General features: G+C 38.7%; 14 protein-coding genes. 12 read left to right on the top strand and 2 right to left on the bottom strand.

Translation table 11 applies throughout. The features are described 5' to 3' along the window. The first annotated feature begins 17 nt into the window (after positions 1 to 17). The 4 genes from J2S08_RS15215 (at position 18) to J2S08_RS15200 (ending at position 6,079) form a co-directional block, all read left to right on the top strand. Complete coding sequence (locus J2S08_RS15215) at positions 18 to 1,328, top strand: hypothetical protein (protein WP_307230964.1); 1,311 nt, start codon at positions 18 to 20, stop codon at positions 1,326 to 1,328. 726 nt (positions 1,329 to 2,054) lie between these two features. Then, positions 2,055 to 3,581: an AbgT family transporter gene (locus J2S08_RS15210; protein WP_307230962.1), complete on the top strand. Its 1,527-nt coding sequence runs from the start codon at positions 2,055 to 2,057 to the stop codon at positions 3,579 to 3,581. 337 nt (positions 3,582 to 3,918) lie between these two features. Continuing rightward, a complete protein-coding gene (locus J2S08_RS15205; protein ID WP_307230961.1) occupies positions 3,919 to 4,803 on the top strand; it encodes a TetR/AcrR family transcriptional regulator in 885 nt (294 codons plus the stop codon). A 64-nt stretch (positions 4,804 to 4,867) separates the two neighbouring features. Next, complete coding sequence (locus tag J2S08_RS15200; protein WP_307230960.1) at positions 4,868 to 6,079, top strand: MFS transporter; 1,212 nt, start codon at positions 4,868 to 4,870, stop codon at positions 6,077 to 6,079. Between the two features lie 100 nt (positions 6,080 to 6,179). Here the strand turns inward: J2S08_RS15200 and J2S08_RS15195 are convergent, their stop codons facing one another. After that, positions 6,180 to 6,380 carry a cold-shock protein gene (locus J2S08_RS15195; RefSeq protein WP_307230958.1) on the bottom strand — a complete coding sequence of 67 codons (201 nt, stop codon included), beginning with the start codon at positions 6,378 to 6,380 and terminating at the stop codon, positions 6,180 to 6,182. 373 nt (positions 6,381 to 6,753) lie between these two features. On the opposite strand from J2S08_RS15195, the gene J2S08_RS15190 reads away from it, so the two are divergent. The 8 genes from J2S08_RS15190 (at position 6,754) to J2S08_RS15155 (ending at position 15,525) form a co-directional block, all read left to right on the top strand. After that, positions 6,754 to 7,611, top strand: coding sequence for a DNA adenine methylase (locus J2S08_RS15190; RefSeq protein WP_307230956.1), 858 nt, complete (start codon positions 6,754 to 6,756; stop codon positions 7,609 to 7,611). Between the two features lie 286 nt (positions 7,612 to 7,897). Beyond that, the gene (locus tag J2S08_RS15185; RefSeq protein WP_307230954.1) at positions 7,898 to 8,605 is read left to right on the top strand and encodes a hypothetical protein; all 708 of its coding nucleotides are present in this window, start codon (positions 7,898 to 7,900) and stop codon (positions 8,603 to 8,605) included. Positions 8,606 to 8,753: 148 nt separating this feature from the next. Next, the gene (locus tag J2S08_RS15180; protein WP_307230952.1) at positions 8,754 to 9,314 is read left to right on the top strand and encodes a TetR/AcrR family transcriptional regulator; all 561 of its coding nucleotides are present in this window, start codon (positions 8,754 to 8,756) and stop codon (positions 9,312 to 9,314) included. A gap of 315 nt (positions 9,315 to 9,629) precedes the next feature. Beyond that, positions 9,630 to 10,082, top strand: coding sequence for a GNAT family N-acetyltransferase (locus J2S08_RS15175; RefSeq protein ID WP_307230950.1), 453 nt, complete (start codon positions 9,630 to 9,632; stop codon positions 10,080 to 10,082). A gap of 276 nt (positions 10,083 to 10,358) precedes the next feature. Further along, entirely contained in the window at positions 10,359 to 12,296 is a 1,938-nt protein-coding gene (locus J2S08_RS15170; protein WP_307230948.1) for a 5'-nucleotidase C-terminal domain-containing protein, read from the top strand. 469 nt (positions 12,297 to 12,765) lie between these two features. Continuing rightward, positions 12,766 to 13,896, top strand: a complete 1,131-nt coding sequence (gene nagA / locus J2S08_RS15165) for an N-acetylglucosamine-6-phosphate deacetylase (protein ID WP_307230947.1) — start codon at positions 12,766 to 12,768, stop codon at positions 13,894 to 13,896. Between the two features lie 184 nt (positions 13,897 to 14,080). Beyond that, positions 14,081 to 14,803: a glucosamine-6-phosphate deaminase gene (gene nagB / locus J2S08_RS15160; RefSeq protein WP_307230945.1), complete on the top strand. Its 723-nt coding sequence runs from the start codon at positions 14,081 to 14,083 to the stop codon at positions 14,801 to 14,803. Beyond that, the gene (locus J2S08_RS15155) at positions 14,800 to 15,525 is read left to right on the top strand and encodes a GntR family transcriptional regulator (protein WP_307230943.1); all 726 of its coding nucleotides are present in this window, start codon (positions 14,800 to 14,802) and stop codon (positions 15,523 to 15,525) included. Before nagB ends, J2S08_RS15155 begins: the two co-directional genes overlap by 4 nt. A 190-nt stretch (positions 15,526 to 15,715) precedes the next feature. On the opposite strand, the gene J2S08_RS15150 is transcribed toward J2S08_RS15155, so the two are convergent. Beyond that, the gene (locus tag J2S08_RS15150; RefSeq protein ID WP_307230942.1) at positions 15,716 to 16,450 is read right to left on the bottom strand and encodes an IclR family transcriptional regulator; all 735 of its coding nucleotides are present in this window, start codon (positions 16,448 to 16,450) and stop codon (positions 15,716 to 15,718) included. Positions 16,451 to 16,788: the final 338 nt, after the last annotated feature.

The raw sequence follows: 16,788 nt of genomic DNA, 5'->3' as shown, positions 1-16,788 counted from the left end.
ATAGGTGTGAAAAAAAGTTGAAAATACGATTGGGAATAGTGGGGCCGCACGATTCACTTGATCATATTATGTTGTTCGGCAAAGACGATAAGGATATTGAGATGATTCCATTCCCTTATGAACAAACAGAGGACACAATTCGGATTATAAAAGAAAATGACCATATCGTTGATCAGTGGCTTTTTTCTGGACAAGCACCGTATCATTATGCACGTACACATGGCGTGCTTCCTGAGGGAAAAGGAAGCTACCCACCTTTGCATGGTTCTAGTTTTTTTGCCACCTTGCTTGAAAGCATTGTTGCGGAAGGAAAAATACTGCGGCGCTTTAGCATCGATACAATAGCAGAATCAGAGATTGCTGCAAGTAAAGAGCTTTATTCACTTCAAGCGTTGCAATTTTTTTCTTATCCTTATACAGGTTACTTGCCTTCCGAAAGACTGATTGCTTTTCATCAAGATTTATATGATAAAGGGGAAATTGATGTCGCAATTACTTGTTTAAAATCCGTCTATAATCAACTAAAAGCGCTTGGAATTCCTTGTTATCGTGTAAAGCCGTCTAATATTTCGATTCAAATTGTCTTAAATCTTTTAAAGGAAAGAGGCCTTTCAGTCAAATATCAAAAGTCGCAATTAGCAGTGTTTGGCGTCGAAATGATTCATGACACAAAAACAAAAGCAAATGATCATTTTTCATACCGTGAAAAACACCGCAAGCTTGAATTAACACGTGTTTTGCTCGATTTTGCTGAAGACATTAAAGGTTCTTTTGTCCAAATAGGAGATGACTTATTTTTCATTTATACGACAAGGGGAGAATTAAGCCTTCATTTAAATGAAAAAGGGATACACTCGCTTATTGAAAGAATCAAGATTCAAAGCGAGTTGGCTGTTAGAGTGGCCTTAGGCTACGGACTTACAGTGTTAGATGCAGAGCAAAATCTGCGTTTTGCTTTTCAATACGCTAGAAGGCAGTCAGAAGAAATTTTCGTGATTGTCAATGAAGATAGAGAAGTAACGGAGCAGAAACCTAACGAGGGAGCTATTACCTTTTCTCCGCGCAAATGGGGAGAGGGATGGGAAGAACGTTTTAAAGATGCCTCTATTAGTCCAGCTGTTGTATCAAAAATAGAGGCGCTTGCGAACCATTATAAGAAAATATTTGTCACTTCGACCGACATTGCAACTTGGCTGAAAAGTTCAGAAAGAAATGGACGCCGTGTCTTAGCAGAGTTAGAGAAGCTTGGTCTTGTTGCTATCACTGGAGAGGAGCAGTCAGGTCATCGTGGACGTCCGCGGAAAATTTATAAGCTGCTATTCATTTAAGTACAGAGAAAAGCTGTAAGAGCGCTTGTGAAGGTTAGGCCTTTATTATTATGCTAATTGTTCACCTCTCTTCTCGCCATTAAATGCTAGATCATTCAGGGGGGAATTCCCTTGATTTCTCTCGTTTAGCATAGCTTAAATGCACCTTATAGAAGACAATGCTTGCATCATCATCCTGACCAATTCGGAGGTCAGGAGATGTATGCATAAGAACAATGTTCGTTCCATTTTGCGATTTAGGTCATAGATATACAAAAACTAGTACAAGAAATGCTCCTTCGCTATGTTAGAAAGCTCCTTTTTATCCCACATCTAACTGGCAAGTCAAGCCCCCCACCTCGGGGAGTAAGAGGAATCAGAAGCGCTAGGTGGGGATAACTGAAAGTCAAATGTCCGATTGGTTCGGGCCTACAGATAAGGAAAGCTTCTTGAATCAGCATCGCACGAAGAAAAAGTGTTCTTCTTTTTCGAGGACGTAGGTCACTCAAGCGTTGCGACAGGACAAGGAAAGCTTTGGCAGTGATACATCGCACGAAGAAAAAGCGGTTTCCTTTTTCGAGGACGTCGCGCTTTTAGCTTGAGATCCTTTGTATGGGGGGATGAAAGAAAACCCCCAGAAGTTTCACTTTATAACGAATAATAGAAAGAATATTCCGTCTATTAAACATTTACTTGATAAGGTATGACAAAGAAAACCGCTAATAAGATTTAAAAGGAGTTGTCAACATGGCTTTGCCTAACTTGGAAACAAAAGAATCAAAAGGTTTAACTAGATTTTTAAATGGCATTGAACGAATTGGAAACAAACTGCCTGATCCTTTTATAATATTCGTTTATTTAATGCTCATCGTCATAATTGTTTCTAGTATTGTAAGCGCTTTTCATGTAACGGTTGTTCATCCTGGAACAAAGGAAGTTCTTCCAATTAAAAGCTTGATTTCCGGTGAAGGGCTTCAATACATGTTAACTTCTATGCTGCCGAATTTCACCAACTTTAAACCGCTTGGTCTTGTACTGGCAATGATGATTGGAATTGGGCTTGCTGAAAAAGTAGGACTGCTGGAAGCAGCAATAAAACGAACCATTCTTCATGCACCGAAATCGTTGGTTACCTACGCTGTTATTTTTGTGGGCATAATGGGTAATATTGCTTCTGACGCTGCTTTTGTCATTATTCCACCGTTAGCAGCAATGGTGTTTTATACGATTGGCCGACACCCATTAGCCGGACTTGCTGCTGGATTTGCTGGAGCAGGAGCTGGCTTCACAGCTAATTTTATCATTGCCGGAACAGATGGGCTGCTATCAGGGATTTCAACAGAGGCGATAAAAGGAATTCGTCCTGACATTGTTGTGACACCAGTAGATAACTGGTATTTTATGAGTGTTTCAGTTATCATGCTTTCCATCATTGGGGCTTGGATTACAGAAAGACTCATTGAACCAAAGCTTGGTGTATATACAAACAAGCTAGAAAAAAAGATGGAAGGAATTTCTATTATAGAAGCAAGAGGATTAAGAAATGCTTGTTTAGCGGGCCTTGGCTTTATAGCGGTGGTTGTCTTTATACTGCTATTGCCACATTCACCATTAAGAAACGAAGAAGGCGGCATCCTTCCTTCCCCTTTTATAGATGGGATTGTGCCGATCATTATATTGTTCTTTATAACGATGGGTGTTGCTTATGGAAAAACAGTAAAAAAAATAACAAGCACGAGAGATATCCCAAAATATATGGGGGAAGCAATAAGAGATATGTCAGGCTACATTGTATTAATTTTTGCAGCTTCTCAATTTATCGCTTATTTTGAATGGAGCAACTTGGGAACATGGCTAGCAGTGAATGGAGCAGAATTTCTTATATCTATTGACCTGACAGGTATACCAGTTGTAATCGGTTTTACACTATTAACCTCCATCCTAAATTTAATTATTTTTAGCGGTTCAGCACAATGGGCGTTGGAAGCACCTATTTTCATCCCCATGTTCGCAATGCTTGACTATCATCCTGCTTTTATTCAAGCTGCCTATCGGATTGCAGACTCGTCAACAAATATTATTACTCCTTTAAATCCATACATGGTTGTTATTTTAGCCTTTATGAGGGAGTATGATAAAAAGGCTGGCCTCGGCACATTGATCTCGTTAATGCTGCCATATAGTCTCTTTTTCCTGGGATGCTGGATTATCCTGTTGCTTATATTTGCTCTCTTAGGGATTCCATTTGGACCTGGAATTGGAATGTATATATAAATCAATTGCGCTGCCGATAAATGCATCGTTTCAAACCAATAGTTGGAAAATTTATAATATTCAATGTTTATGAAAGCTAGTTAAATGAAGACGAACGAAGAGAAATGGGAATTAGCGATACTCTTACTCGTCTTCATATAGGAATAAACGGGACAAAGATCGTTCCGTTTTTTTGATTAAGATAAATGATCATAGAATCGGCATTAAAATAATTACAAGCAGAAAACTTTGCGAAAAAAATGATTGAAAAACGCTTTTTGCTATGCTATTATTATACTTCTTTACGATGCAGTCATCAGTAGAACCACTAGGTCGAAAGTAGGTAATAAAACTGAGCATGAAGCACAATGAAAAGAGAAAACAGATTTTAATGACGGCAATGAAGTTGTTTTCAGTGAAAAGTTATCACCAGACATCAATGAAGGAAATTGCAGATACATGTGAAATGTCCAAAGGCAGTTTGTATATTTATTTTAAATCGAAGGAAGAGCTGCTCCTGCAAATATTCAAATATTACTTTCAGTTAGTTGATGAACAAATGATATTCATAGATCAAGACGACCATTTAAGTTTAAAGGAAAAGTTAACGAAGACAGTGGAAGTTCAACTGAAACTTGCTATTGAATATCATGAATTTTATCGCATGCAAATGCAGGAAATCATTGGCTTAAAAAGTGATGTAATAAAGGAATATATTCGTACAAAAAATGTTGAGCAGACAGAGTGGCTGAAAAATTATTTTATTGGCATCTACGGTTCCGAAATAGAACCCTATGCACTAGATTGTCTACTGCTCTTAACTGGAATGATCTCAGCATTTATCAATTTAATTACAATAGAGAAGTTATCTGTTGATCTAGCGTATTTACCTCGTTTCTTAATAAAAAAATTTGATTTTCTTGTAGAAGGGATTCTGAAGGAAAAAGGCAAGCCTATTATCAATGACCTTTGGCCGATACACAATAAAGAGTTATTTGAAGAAAAGCAGCACCCGCTAGTCATCATAAAAGAAATAAAAGAAAGTATAAAGAAAATCTCTTTAGATAAAAACAAATTAAAAGAAGCATTACAATCACTGGAAATTTTGGAGCATGAGCTGATGGAAATGGAACCGCGGCCAGCGATGATAAAAGGGATGCTGCGCAATCTTGCAGAAGTGAACGAGTTAGAAGCAGCCAGAGAAAAGTTGTCTCAAGCTTTAAATATTGATAGCTCGTATTGACTGGATTTCTTCCATGCTGCTAGAGGAACAACAATTTTAATTTTTACATTAGGGAGATAAAAAAATGGAAGAGGGAAAACGACCGACATTTTCGTTAGTTATTTTAATGATAAATATGCTAATTGCGATGATAGGAATAGGTTTAATTATTCCGATCATGCCGAGATTTTTAGAAGAGTTTGGTGTAGGTGGACAGTCTATGGGCTATTTGGTTGCTGCCTTCGCATTTACACAATTCTTCTTTTCGCCGCTTGGTGGGGAGCTCTCAGATAAATATGGGCGCAAGTTTATGATTATTATCGGATTGGCGTGCTTTACTGCCTCCCAGTTTATATTTGCAGCTGGCACAGAAATGTGGGTGCTTTATGTATCACGGCTGCTTGGAGGAATGGGGGCTGCCTTTATGATTCCACCAATGATGGCTTATGTAGCTGATATCACAACGATAGAAAAACGAGCAAAAGGGATGGGGATGCTTGGAGCAGCGATGTCATTGGGATTTGTCATTGGCCCTGGGATTGGCGGCTTTCTTGCCGATTTTGGCTTACGTGTCCCATTCTACTCATCAGCAGTGATTGCTTGTATCGCAACGGTTACATCGTTGTTATTTTTACCCGAAACGTTATCAAAAACAGAACAAATAAAGGCAAGGAATACAAAGAAAAAACAGGAAAATATATTTCAGCAGTTAGCAAGGTCTTTTAAGGCTCCTTATTTTATGCTGCTAGTCCTCGTATTTACATTAGCATTTGGCTTATCCAATTTTGAAACAGTGATTGGATTATTTGTTGATCTCAAGTTTGGCTTTACACCGAAGGATATTTCAATCATTATTACGGCAGGCGCTTTATTAGGAGTCATCATTCAGGCAGCTGTTGTTGATAGAATGATCCGTTACTTTGGTGAAAGAAAGGTCATGATCATGACCTTTATCCTCGCAGCTACTTCGATGATTTTGATGCTGTTTGTGAAAGGATTCTTCATTGTTCTTATTGTAGCGCTTATGTTCTTTACAGCAACTTCCTTAGTCCGTCCAGCGCTTAATACATTATTATCAAAAATGGCTGGAGATGAACAAGGATATGTTGCTGGAATGAATAATGCATACATGTCGATTGGCAATATGATTGGTCCCGCGATTGCCGGCACTCTATTCGATATCAATATGAATATCCCTTATATTTTTGGAGCGATGATCTTATTGGCAAGTGTTATGATGCTCATAAGGATAAAAGCGGCAAAAACAACAGGGAATACACAAGCAGCAAAATCTTAATAGATGACAAAAGAGTAGTCCCGCATGTTTCAACATGACTTTTGTATAGTCAAACGAAAAAAGCTATTGACACAATGTCAATAGCTTTTTGTTACGTTTCTTATAATTTAGCTACGTTTTCTGCTTGTGGTCCACGATTTCCTTCTGTAATGTCGAAGCTCACTTTTTGACCTTCTTCAAGCGTTTTAAATCCGTCACCAGTAATTGCGGAAAAATGTACGAATACATCGTCTCCACCTTCAACTTCAATAAATCCAAAACCTTTGTCTGCGTTAAACCATTTTACTGTACCTTGATTCATTTCGAAAACCTCCGTATATAAATAGTGCACTTAATGCCGCTGTAAAAAAATTCACATGTTACCGCGGACTATATATCATTTTACATATAATCCCTGATAACACGTGAATTATAAAATCTGATACATATTAAGTATAAATAATCTTAACATGAGTGCTTCAAGATAGCAACTTTAAAAAGAATGTTATTTGCTTCTGAATACTTAGAATGCAACATTTACTTCATTCTAGGATAATCCAATAGGAAAATGACTGCTATGAAAGACGCATAAACACCTAGAAATACCTATCTTTATCATTTTCATGTAATATGAAAGGGAGAACTGTTTTTATATATTAATGCAACTAGTTTTTTAAGAGAAGAGAGGTGATCAAATGGCAGCAATAGACCGAATACATTCACCTCTTCGTTACCCCGGTTCAAAAAGTAAAGTGCTCAAAAGGTTTGTCCCTTATTTTATTCCACATCAAGAATACCGTGAACCTTTTCTGGGGAGTGGATCTATTTTTTTCGGTAAACCGAAAGTGTCTTTTAACTGGCTAAATGATAAAGATCATTCTGTAGCTGCATTTTTTCAGATCGTTCGTGATGAGCCGGAGAAGTTGAAGGAACGCATTAAGCAATGCAGACCGACAATTGATCTATGGAAGAAAATGAAGGCTTCTACCCCATCAACGTCCCTAGAGATTGCTTTTATGTTTTTATTTTTTAATCGTACGAATTTTTCTGGAATTATTTCCGCCAATCCGATTGGCGGCTTGCAGCAATCATCAAAGTATAAAATCGATTGCCGCTGGAACCCAGATTTATTATGTCAACGAATAGATGATTGCTCAAAAAAGCTGCAAGATACTACCATTACAGCATTAGATTATCGAGCAATTGTAGAAGCGGACGGCGATGATGTTTTTATTATTCTTGACCCGCCCTATTACACGAAAGGAAAACAACTCTACAAAGAGTTTATGACAATGAAGGAACATCAAGAGCTATCAGAGCTATTAAAAGTATGCAAGCATCCATTTTTATTGACAATTGATAATTGTGAAGAAACGAGATCATTGTATTCGTGGGCACATTTTATTAATCAAGAAGAATGGTACTATTCCATTACATCACAACGAGAAAATGTCGGTAGTGAGCTATTTATCTCCAATTTTTCACTCTCTGATTTTGATGAAAATAGGTATGTAAAAATGGCGCCTTTGAAAAAAAGCACTAGCTTATTGTAGTATTGTCACACATCTAACAGTTCTAGAGATGGGAGTTTTTCTCATCTCTTCTTTTCTAGTCAATTCCTGCTTTGTTTGAGCTGCAAGATAAGGAAATCTTCTTGAATGAGCACCGCAGAAGAAAAAAGCGGCTTTTTTTAAGTTCCTGCGATTATAAACTTTTGTACAATAGGGGCTGAAGATTAAAACTCCAGAAGCCCAATGGAACGTAAGATGAACAGATTTGCATAGAAGCGAATGGGAAGTGACAAAATAGAAAAAACGAACACGAGGAGGTGGACAATATATGGAAGTCATTATTGGTGCGGAAGATTTCTTTGACATGGAAGAAGCTGTCTTAGTGGTGGATGAACCGATAAAGGACGTTTCGACCCTCCCTCATCATCAGACGATTTTAGTCTCGTCTGCTTTGGAAGAAATAGCACCTATTTTATCCCAGAGCACACGTATTTATTTTCCATTAAGCTATTATTTGCTGCACTATTACAAAAAAGATACAGAACCCCTTCGCTCAAAAGAAGTTTATCTTTATTTTGATTTACAGCAGCATGCCTTTTACCCAAAGTTGGAAGCCTTTGCACATCATGAAAAACATGACGGAACGCTGCGGCTTACAAGAAGCTGGAATGCTCCCTATTTAAATGCTTACCTTATAAGTGACTTATATGTATTGCAATTGCTTCGTGGAAGATGTGAAAACTTGTCATCAGAAAATGATCATGATGAGGAGCTTCCAGAACTTCGAGCCGAAGGAATATTTCCAGGCAACTTGACAGTCCAGTTGACATATTTAACAAATACCGAAAGTAAACGAACGTTGGCAATAGAATGGAACAGCCTTGGAGAATCAAAAGCACAGGGGCTGGATTTTCGTGAAACAGGGCTCATAAGCCGTTACAACATCGCAACAGTAAAGAAGACGGCGCTCCGATTAGATGATGAGTTTATGGAGAACCTTCAGCATTTGATGGAATTTTTTCCAACTGAAGACTGAAAAAACGTGTCTTCCTATTTAGGAGGAGCGTTTTTTTTTATGCAGAATTGCATAAAAACCGTTTGATTGCTTCTGTATGCTCATTATGTTATTATTAAACTGATAAAACTATTTATGTTTATATAGTTTTCAGTGAGGGGGAAAAAGCTTGCAGAATCGTATCGCGAAGGCGTTTATCGAAGAAATCCATCATAAGGGCATAAAATTTACGATGGATGACTTAGCAAAAAGACTCGGTATTAGTAAAAGGACACTTTACGAGCACTTTTCTTCAAAGCGTGAAATTCTCGATTTGATTATTGACCAATCTTTAGCCGATTTTGATAAAAAGACGGAGCAGATTGTGCAAGACGAAAGCCTAACATTGATTGAGAAAATAAAAGGTGTTATTACAGTCTTGCCGAATAACAATGAGTTCTATGATTTGCGTATCCTTGAACAAATGAAGCGGTTTTATCCAGAACAATGGGAAAAAGTAAATAGGGCTCTACACAATTGGGATCAATTAGGTGATTTAATAGAACAAGGCATCAAAGAAGGCATATTAAAAAATATCAATATTGCTTTGGCTGTCAAACTTATTACCGATGCAACGAATGCGACGCTTGATCAGCAATTTTTTATGAAAAATAGTATATCTGTTGAAGAAGGATTATCCGCTTTTGTTGATATGATTTTGTTTGGATTGGTCATCGAAGATCAAAAGTAAGACAGATGATTTCTGCATTTGTCTCGTTCACTGAATTATATAATTGCTTATTTTATCCCACATCTAACTGGCAGTAAGACCCCCACCTCAAGAAAAGTCTAGGTGGGGGATAACTGCCAGTAAATGTCCGATTGGTTCAACTAACCATCAGTGGGGGATGAGAGAAAACCCCCACTGAAGGAAGTTTCACTTTATCATTTCATGTGCTCATATAATGACGATTTGGGACACAATAAATAGCAAACAGCTCATGAATTGTAATTTATGTGCTAATAAGGATTCAAATATGAAGAAAAAAGAAAGCGAGATGGAATCATGGACCTCTTTATTAGAGAGGTAAATGCTGATAATTGGGATCAAGTAGCAATGCTTTCTGTAAATGAAGACCAAAAAGAATTTATTGAGAGCAATGCTTATTCATTAGCACAATCTAAGTTTGAGGCAGGATGGACAGCTGTTGGATTATATGATGGAGAAGCATTAATAGGTTTTGCCATGTATGGTTTGCATAAACAGACTGGAAGAGTCTGGCTTGATCGATTTATGATCGATAAGCAATTTCAAGGCAGAGGCTATGGAAAAAAAGCAATGCAATGCCTGCTTGATCATATTCAAGCTGTTTATCAACCAAAAACAATTTATTTAAGTATTTTTAAAGAAAATAAACATGCACAAACATTGTATGAAAAATTTGGTTTTCGTTTTAACGGTGAAATCGACATCGGCGGTGAATTAGTGATGGAGCTTCCTATGCTAGCCGCAAAATAAAAAAACAAATGCTAAGCTGCCAATTACGGCAGGCTTAGCATTTTTTAATTTTGATATTTTCATCGAATCGGAAACATGTTAAGGATAAGCCTTTAGAAAGGATGAAAATCCTTTGAACTGCTTAAGTAAAAAGCCCTCCTCTTTCATCATAAGCAAATTGAAACTTCTATCTTTTTTATCATATATTGTTAAATTAATTGGAATATTCTCCAAACGAATATGAATCAAGCTATAATGAAATCGAATAGCTTCATAAAAAAGGGAGGAGAAACAAAAATGAATAGGTTGAAACGTGCAATCATAGCTGGAATCATATTGCTGCTCGCTTCAGCAGGTTTTAGTTTAGAGGCTGCCGAGGCAAGCAATAAAGAAATTTCACGAGGCGAATTTATTCAAACACTTGTGACAGAACTTGGCATCGATCTGCAGCCAGGAAAAGAGCTGCCATTTGCCGATATTGATGATAAATTGAATCCTTATATTGAGGCTGCTTATCGGACAAATATAGCGGCAGGCATGACAGCATCCTCTTTTGCCCCTAATGAAAAAGTTACTCGTGAACAAGCGTACGTTTTTCTTATTCGCGCTTTAAATTTAAGGGATGATTACGATGTGGAAATATTAACAGGATTTACAGATAAAGATAGCATAAGGGCAGATTATAAAAATGAATTAGCAGCTGCGGCAGCTTTAGGACTTATTGACACATCACATCCGCAGTTTCAACCACAGGCAGTCTTCGAAAACATGGATGATGTGAACCAATTGATCAAATCTTTTAAGGAATCATTTGACATTATTTCGGTTATTCATACGAACGACACGCACGGACGTGTTCTTCACAATCCAGAAAATAAAGAATTAGGCTTCGCAAAAATAGCGAAAATCATTAACGATGTCCGTGCAAAAAATCCTACATTTGTTGTAGACAACGGAGATACGATACACGGAACGAATTATGTCATCATGGATAAAGGCCAGGCATTGGCAGAAATTTATAATGCGATTCAATATGATGCGATGGCAGCTGGAAATCATGATTTTAACTATGGCCAAGATCGTCTTTTAGCATTAAAGGATCAGTTTCATTTCCCATTGCTTAGCGCCAATATCATGAAAAATAGCGAGCATTTTCTGCCTCCTTATACGATCATTGAAAAAGGTGGCAAGACATTTGGCCTCATTGGTCTTACTGCTACTGATACGGAAGTGAAAACGCATCCAAATGGCATTAAAGGCATTACGTTTGCTGATGAAGTAGCGACTGCAAAAAAGGTCGTGCGAGAACTAGCGGGAAAAGTCGATGAGATCTTGGTTCTTTCCCACTCGGGCTATGAAACAGAAATAAAGATCGCAGATCAAGTACCAGAGATAGCTGTTGTGTTTGGGGGGCATAGTCATACGACAATTGAAACGCCAGAAAAGCGAAAGTATGGCTATGTGACGCAATCATATGAACACGGGAAAGCATTAGGACAGGCAAACTTGATTTTTCATGATGAGAAGCTCATTGGCGTCAATGGATTCCTTTATCGAGATAGTAGTGATAAACAAGAAGATCCAAACATTGCTGCTGTCATAAAGCCTTATCAGGAAAAGGTTGATAAGATGATGGGAGAATCAGTCGCTAACGTAAATGTAAAACTGGAGGGTGATCGTTTGTATGTAAGGACGCAAGAAACAAATCTTGGCAACCTTATCGCTGATGCTTTGCGGTATGCGCTTGACACAGATATTGCCCTTACAAATGGTGGAGGAATTCGTGCAACGATTGAAGCTGGTGATGTGAAACGCAAAGATGTCTATGCAGCTTTCCCATTTGATAATACAGCGGTAAAAGCAGTATTGACAGGCGCAGAAATAAAGGCAGCACTGGAGCATTCTGTCCGTCTATTTAACCCAGATGATATAAAAGCAAGCGAAAATGGCGGTTTCCTCCATGTTTCTGGATTAAGCTTCGCTTTTGATCCAGCAAAACCAGCCGGCAAGCGTGTACAAGAAGTAGTTATCAATGGCGCAGTTTTAGAAGCTAATAAAACCTATACCGTTGCCACAAATGATTTCATTGCAGCTGGCGGCGATGGATATGAAATGTTCAGCTCAGATAAGATTGAATTTGATAGCAACGATGAATACGCAACAGTGCTGCTTGAATATTTAAAAGCAGGAAAAGAAATTCCAGCAGTAGAAGAGCGTATAAAAGTACTGCGCTAGGCTATTGGACAGGCGAACGTAAAAAGCGTTCGCTTTTCTTTATCCCACATCTAACTGGCAGTAAGACCGCCACCTCGGGGAGTAAGAGGAATCAGCGCTAGGTGGGGATAACTGAAAGTCAAATGTCCGATTGGTTCGGGCCGACAGGATAAGGAAAGCTTCTTGAATCAGCATCGCACGAAGAAAAAGTGCTCTCCTTTTTCGAGGATGTCGGTCACAAAGGCGTTGCAACAGGACAAGGAAAGCTTTGGCAGCGACACATCGCACGAAGAAAAGCGGTTTCCTTTTCGAGGACGTTGCGATCTTAGCCTTTGTTCTACTTCTTATCAGTGGTGGATGAGATAAAACCCCCACTGATGGAAGTTTTACTTTATTTGAGTATGGGCAAAAGGATTGAATTGATTTTTCTTCCTTTTTAGCTATTCTCATGTTATACTGCTGGTATAGACCACTTCTAGGAGGATGAACGATGGACATAAAAACAATTATCAACGCTGCTATTTATACAGGAGAAGGAAAAATCGATCATGGTTATGTCCGCTTTGCAGAAAAAATTCTTGAAGTAGGACCAATGGAGTGCTATAAAAAAAATCAGACAGATCAAATGATTGATGGAAGCAATCAATCTGTTATTCCTGGGATGATTGACGTTCATACACATGGCGGCTATGGCGTCGATGTGATGGATGCTGATGTTGACAAGTTGCATGAAATGGGCAAAAGAATGCTAGAAGAAGGAATTACAACTTATTTTCCAACAACGATCACACAGGAGCATAGCGCAATTGAAACAGCTTTGCAGGCGGTTCAAAAAGCGGCAGAGCATGATAAAGCAATTGCTGGCATTCATCTTGAAGGACCATTTATTTCGGATAAACGAGCAGGTGCACAGCCGATTCACTGTATCTGTGAACCAGATCCAAACTTATTTAAAAAATGGCATGAAGCTTCTGGAAGACTCATTAAGCTTGTAACCTATGCACCGGAAGCAACTGGGGCGAAAGTTTTTGAAGAGTGGATGATCGAACAAGGAATTGTTCCATCAGTTGGTCATTCGGATGCACTGCGCAGTCAATTAAAGCATAGCCGTGCTTCTCATTGTACGCATCTATTTAATGGGATGAGAGGGTTGCATCACCGAGAGCCTGGTGTTGCAGGACATGTGCTGCTGGAAGAAAAAATACAAGTGGAAATGATTGTTGATGGCATTCATATTCATCCAGATATGGTGAAGCTTGCTTACAAGCTGAAAGGTGCGAAAGGAATATGTGTCATAACAGATGCGATGCGTGCGAAAGGAATGCCAGACGGTGATTACGAGTTAGGCGGTCAAAAGGTGATTGTTGCGAATGGAGAGGCAAGACTGGAAAACGGATCCCTCGCTGGCAGTGTACTGACAATGGATCAGGCATTCCGTAATATAATGGCGTTTACTGGCTGTTCTGTTGAAGAAGCGGTTATGATGACTTCAGGGAACCAAGCTCGCGAATTTCACTTGGAAAACAAAGGCGCCATTCAAACTGGAAAAGATGCAGATTTAGTCCTTATGGATGCAGACTTTTACGTTAAACAAGCTTTCAGACTTGGCGGCAAGTCATAAAAAATTCATATAAAAGATATATCTGCCATTTTTACATCTATTTTTGCAGAAAAAATGTTATGATGATGATGGTGTATCATTCATGCAGAAGTGTATGTCTTTCAACCACTTTGCCTTACCGAAATGCGCAGATCTTTTATAAAAAGCGAGCAAGCTTTCGGAATACTGACAAAGGAGCAACGCTATGGAAACGATTATTGTGAACAACCCAGAAGAAGGGGCAGAAAAAGCATTTCAACTAATCAAAACAGCTATTCAAGCTAACGAAGTAAAGACATTAGGTTTAGCAACAGGAAGCACACCATTAAAGCTATATGATAAAATGGCCCATGCAGCATTAGATGTTTCCGAGATTACGACAGTTAATTTAGATGAATATGTTGGTCTAGCGAAAGATGATCCAAATAGCTACCACTACTATATGAATGAAAATCTCTTCTCAAAAGTTCATTTTAAGGAAACACATTTGCCGAATGGAATGGCAGAAAACTTAGAAGAAGAATGTGCGAATTATGAAGCATTGCTGCAAGCAAATCCTGTAGACATTCAAATATTAGGAATCGGCACGAACGGACATATAGGCTTTAACGAGCCGGGAACTTCCTTTTCCTCAAAAACAGATGTTGTTGAATTAGCTGCAGCTACGCGAGAAGCGAATAAACGTTTTTTTGAAAAAGAAGAAGATGTACCAACGCATGCGATTTCAATGGGAATTCAATCAATTATGGCAGCGAAGAAAATTATCTTGCTTGCCTTTGGTGCTGAAAAAGCTGAAGCAATCAAACAAACAGTGGAAGGCGCCGTTAACGTAGACTGTCCTGCTTCTGTATTGCAGCAGCATCCAAACGCAATCATTATTACAGATAAAGACGCCGCTTCTCTTCTCACAGGTGTAAGCAGCAGATGATTGATAAGCAGTCATCCATTCCTATTTATTTGCAAATTCAGCGATATATGAAAGAACAAATTACAAATGGAGACTGGATGATAGGTAGTGCCATTCCTTCTGAACGCAGTTTATCACAACAGCTTTCTGTCAGTAGAATGACGGTGCGCCACGCCATTCAAGGATTGATAGAAGATGGGATTTTAACAACCGTTAGGGGAAGAGGTACTTTTGTCACAGATGTAAAAGTGGAACAACAGCTGCTTTCTGTTTCCAGCTTCACGAATATCATACAGAAAAAGGGGAAGCAGCCTAAAACGAACATGATTGCATTTTCCAAAAGAGAAGCGAGTAAGGAAGAAGCGGCACAGCTTCAGCTAAAAGAAAAGGATGCTGTTCTATGGGTAGAACGTGTCCGTTTAGCCGATGATGTACCAATGGTATATGAAACAACGACGATACCGTGGACAATAGCGTCTCCCTTGACTGAAAAAGATATTGAGCATTCCTTGTACGAGGCGATTGAGAAAAAACTTTCTCTTACCATTGGAAAAGCGAAGCAATCGATTGAAGCCGCTGCATCAAATAAAAAAATTGCCGACCTCCTCGAGATAGAACAAAGTGCGCCGATCTTAAAAGTGGAACGACTTACACACTTAGATAACGGCAGCCCTTTCGAGTATGTACGTTCCTTCTACGCGGGAGAACGCTATAAATTCTATTTAGAAATTGATCGCAGCTGACACAGTTGATTTTATTCAGATTGATAAAGACCCGCCAACGTTGCCGCAGCCTGGGGGGGAACAAGGTGCAATTTGTGGCGATCGAATCATAATGAAAACAAGCTTTCGATTTGATGATATCGAAAGCTTGTTTAATGTTAGTCCCAACTTGATGAAGGCCTCGTGTAGAAAGATATACTTTTGCATATCATCAAGCTTTCCCAAACTTCATGGAAATCATATGGGCCGCATCATGCACTTTTTCTATAAAAAAAGTCATCCGTTCCTTGGTAAGATCGTATGCTAAAACCTCAATGCTAATAGCGCCAAGTACGTTGTCATCAAACCCAAAAATAGGAGCGCCAACTCCAATTGTTCCTTTTGTTTTTTCTCCGTAGCTGACGGCATAGCCTTGTCGCTTAATTTTAAGCAAATTTTCTACAAATGTGTTTCTTGCTTGTTCATTGGGCAGGAGCTGTTCTAATATTTCATTCATTTGACGAGAGGGCATATTTGCTAAAATTGTCTTGTTGGCGCCTCCTATATGCATAGGGATTCTTTCACCAATAACATCAATTATTTTCACATTGCGTGGACTGTCAATTCGATCAATAATGATAGATTCATTGCCATTCGGGAGGTTTAAGTAGACAGTTTCTTCTACATCTGCAGCTAACTGCTCCATGATTGGCCTTGCAACAACACGAATGTCTAAACTTTCGAACATTTTTAATCCAATTTCCATCCAAATATAGCCTAATTTATATTGCTTTGTATCCGGTATTTGCATGACTAAGTGATGTTGCATTAACGATTGAATGAGTCGATATACGGTGCTAATTGGCAGCTCTGTTTGTTCTGCTATTTCCGTAATCGACCATTTTTCTTTTTTAGGATCTGAAAGAAGATGAATAATTTGCATTGCACGGTTTATAGATTGAATCATTTATTTTTTCCCCTTTAGCTTGTCTTATCGCCTGAGCAGTAAAGAGTTGTATTTTTTTCTATATACGAGTGTAGCATATTTTGTTATGTTATGTGACATAAATAGAGGCCTTTTCAAATCACTATCATTATTAGTTGTTTATCCCACATCTAACTGGCGAGTCAAGACCCCCACCTTGGGAAGTAAGAGGAGTCAGAAGCGCTAGGTGGGGGATGACTAAAAGTCAAATGTCCGATTGGTTCGGGCTAAGGAAAGCCTCTTGAATCAGCATCGCATGAAGAAAAAGTGCTCTCCTTTTTCGAGGATGGGGCGTTGCAACAGGACAAGGAAAGATTCGG

Origin of the sequence: Bacillus chungangensis, from assembly GCF_030812995.1 — a bacterium.
Taxonomy (GTDB): Bacteria; Bacillota; Bacilli; order Bacillales; family Bacillaceae_C; genus Bacillus_CF; species Bacillus_CF chungangensis.
Note: the sequence above shows the minus strand (reverse complement) of the source record. Positions and strands in the feature narration are given on the sequence as shown.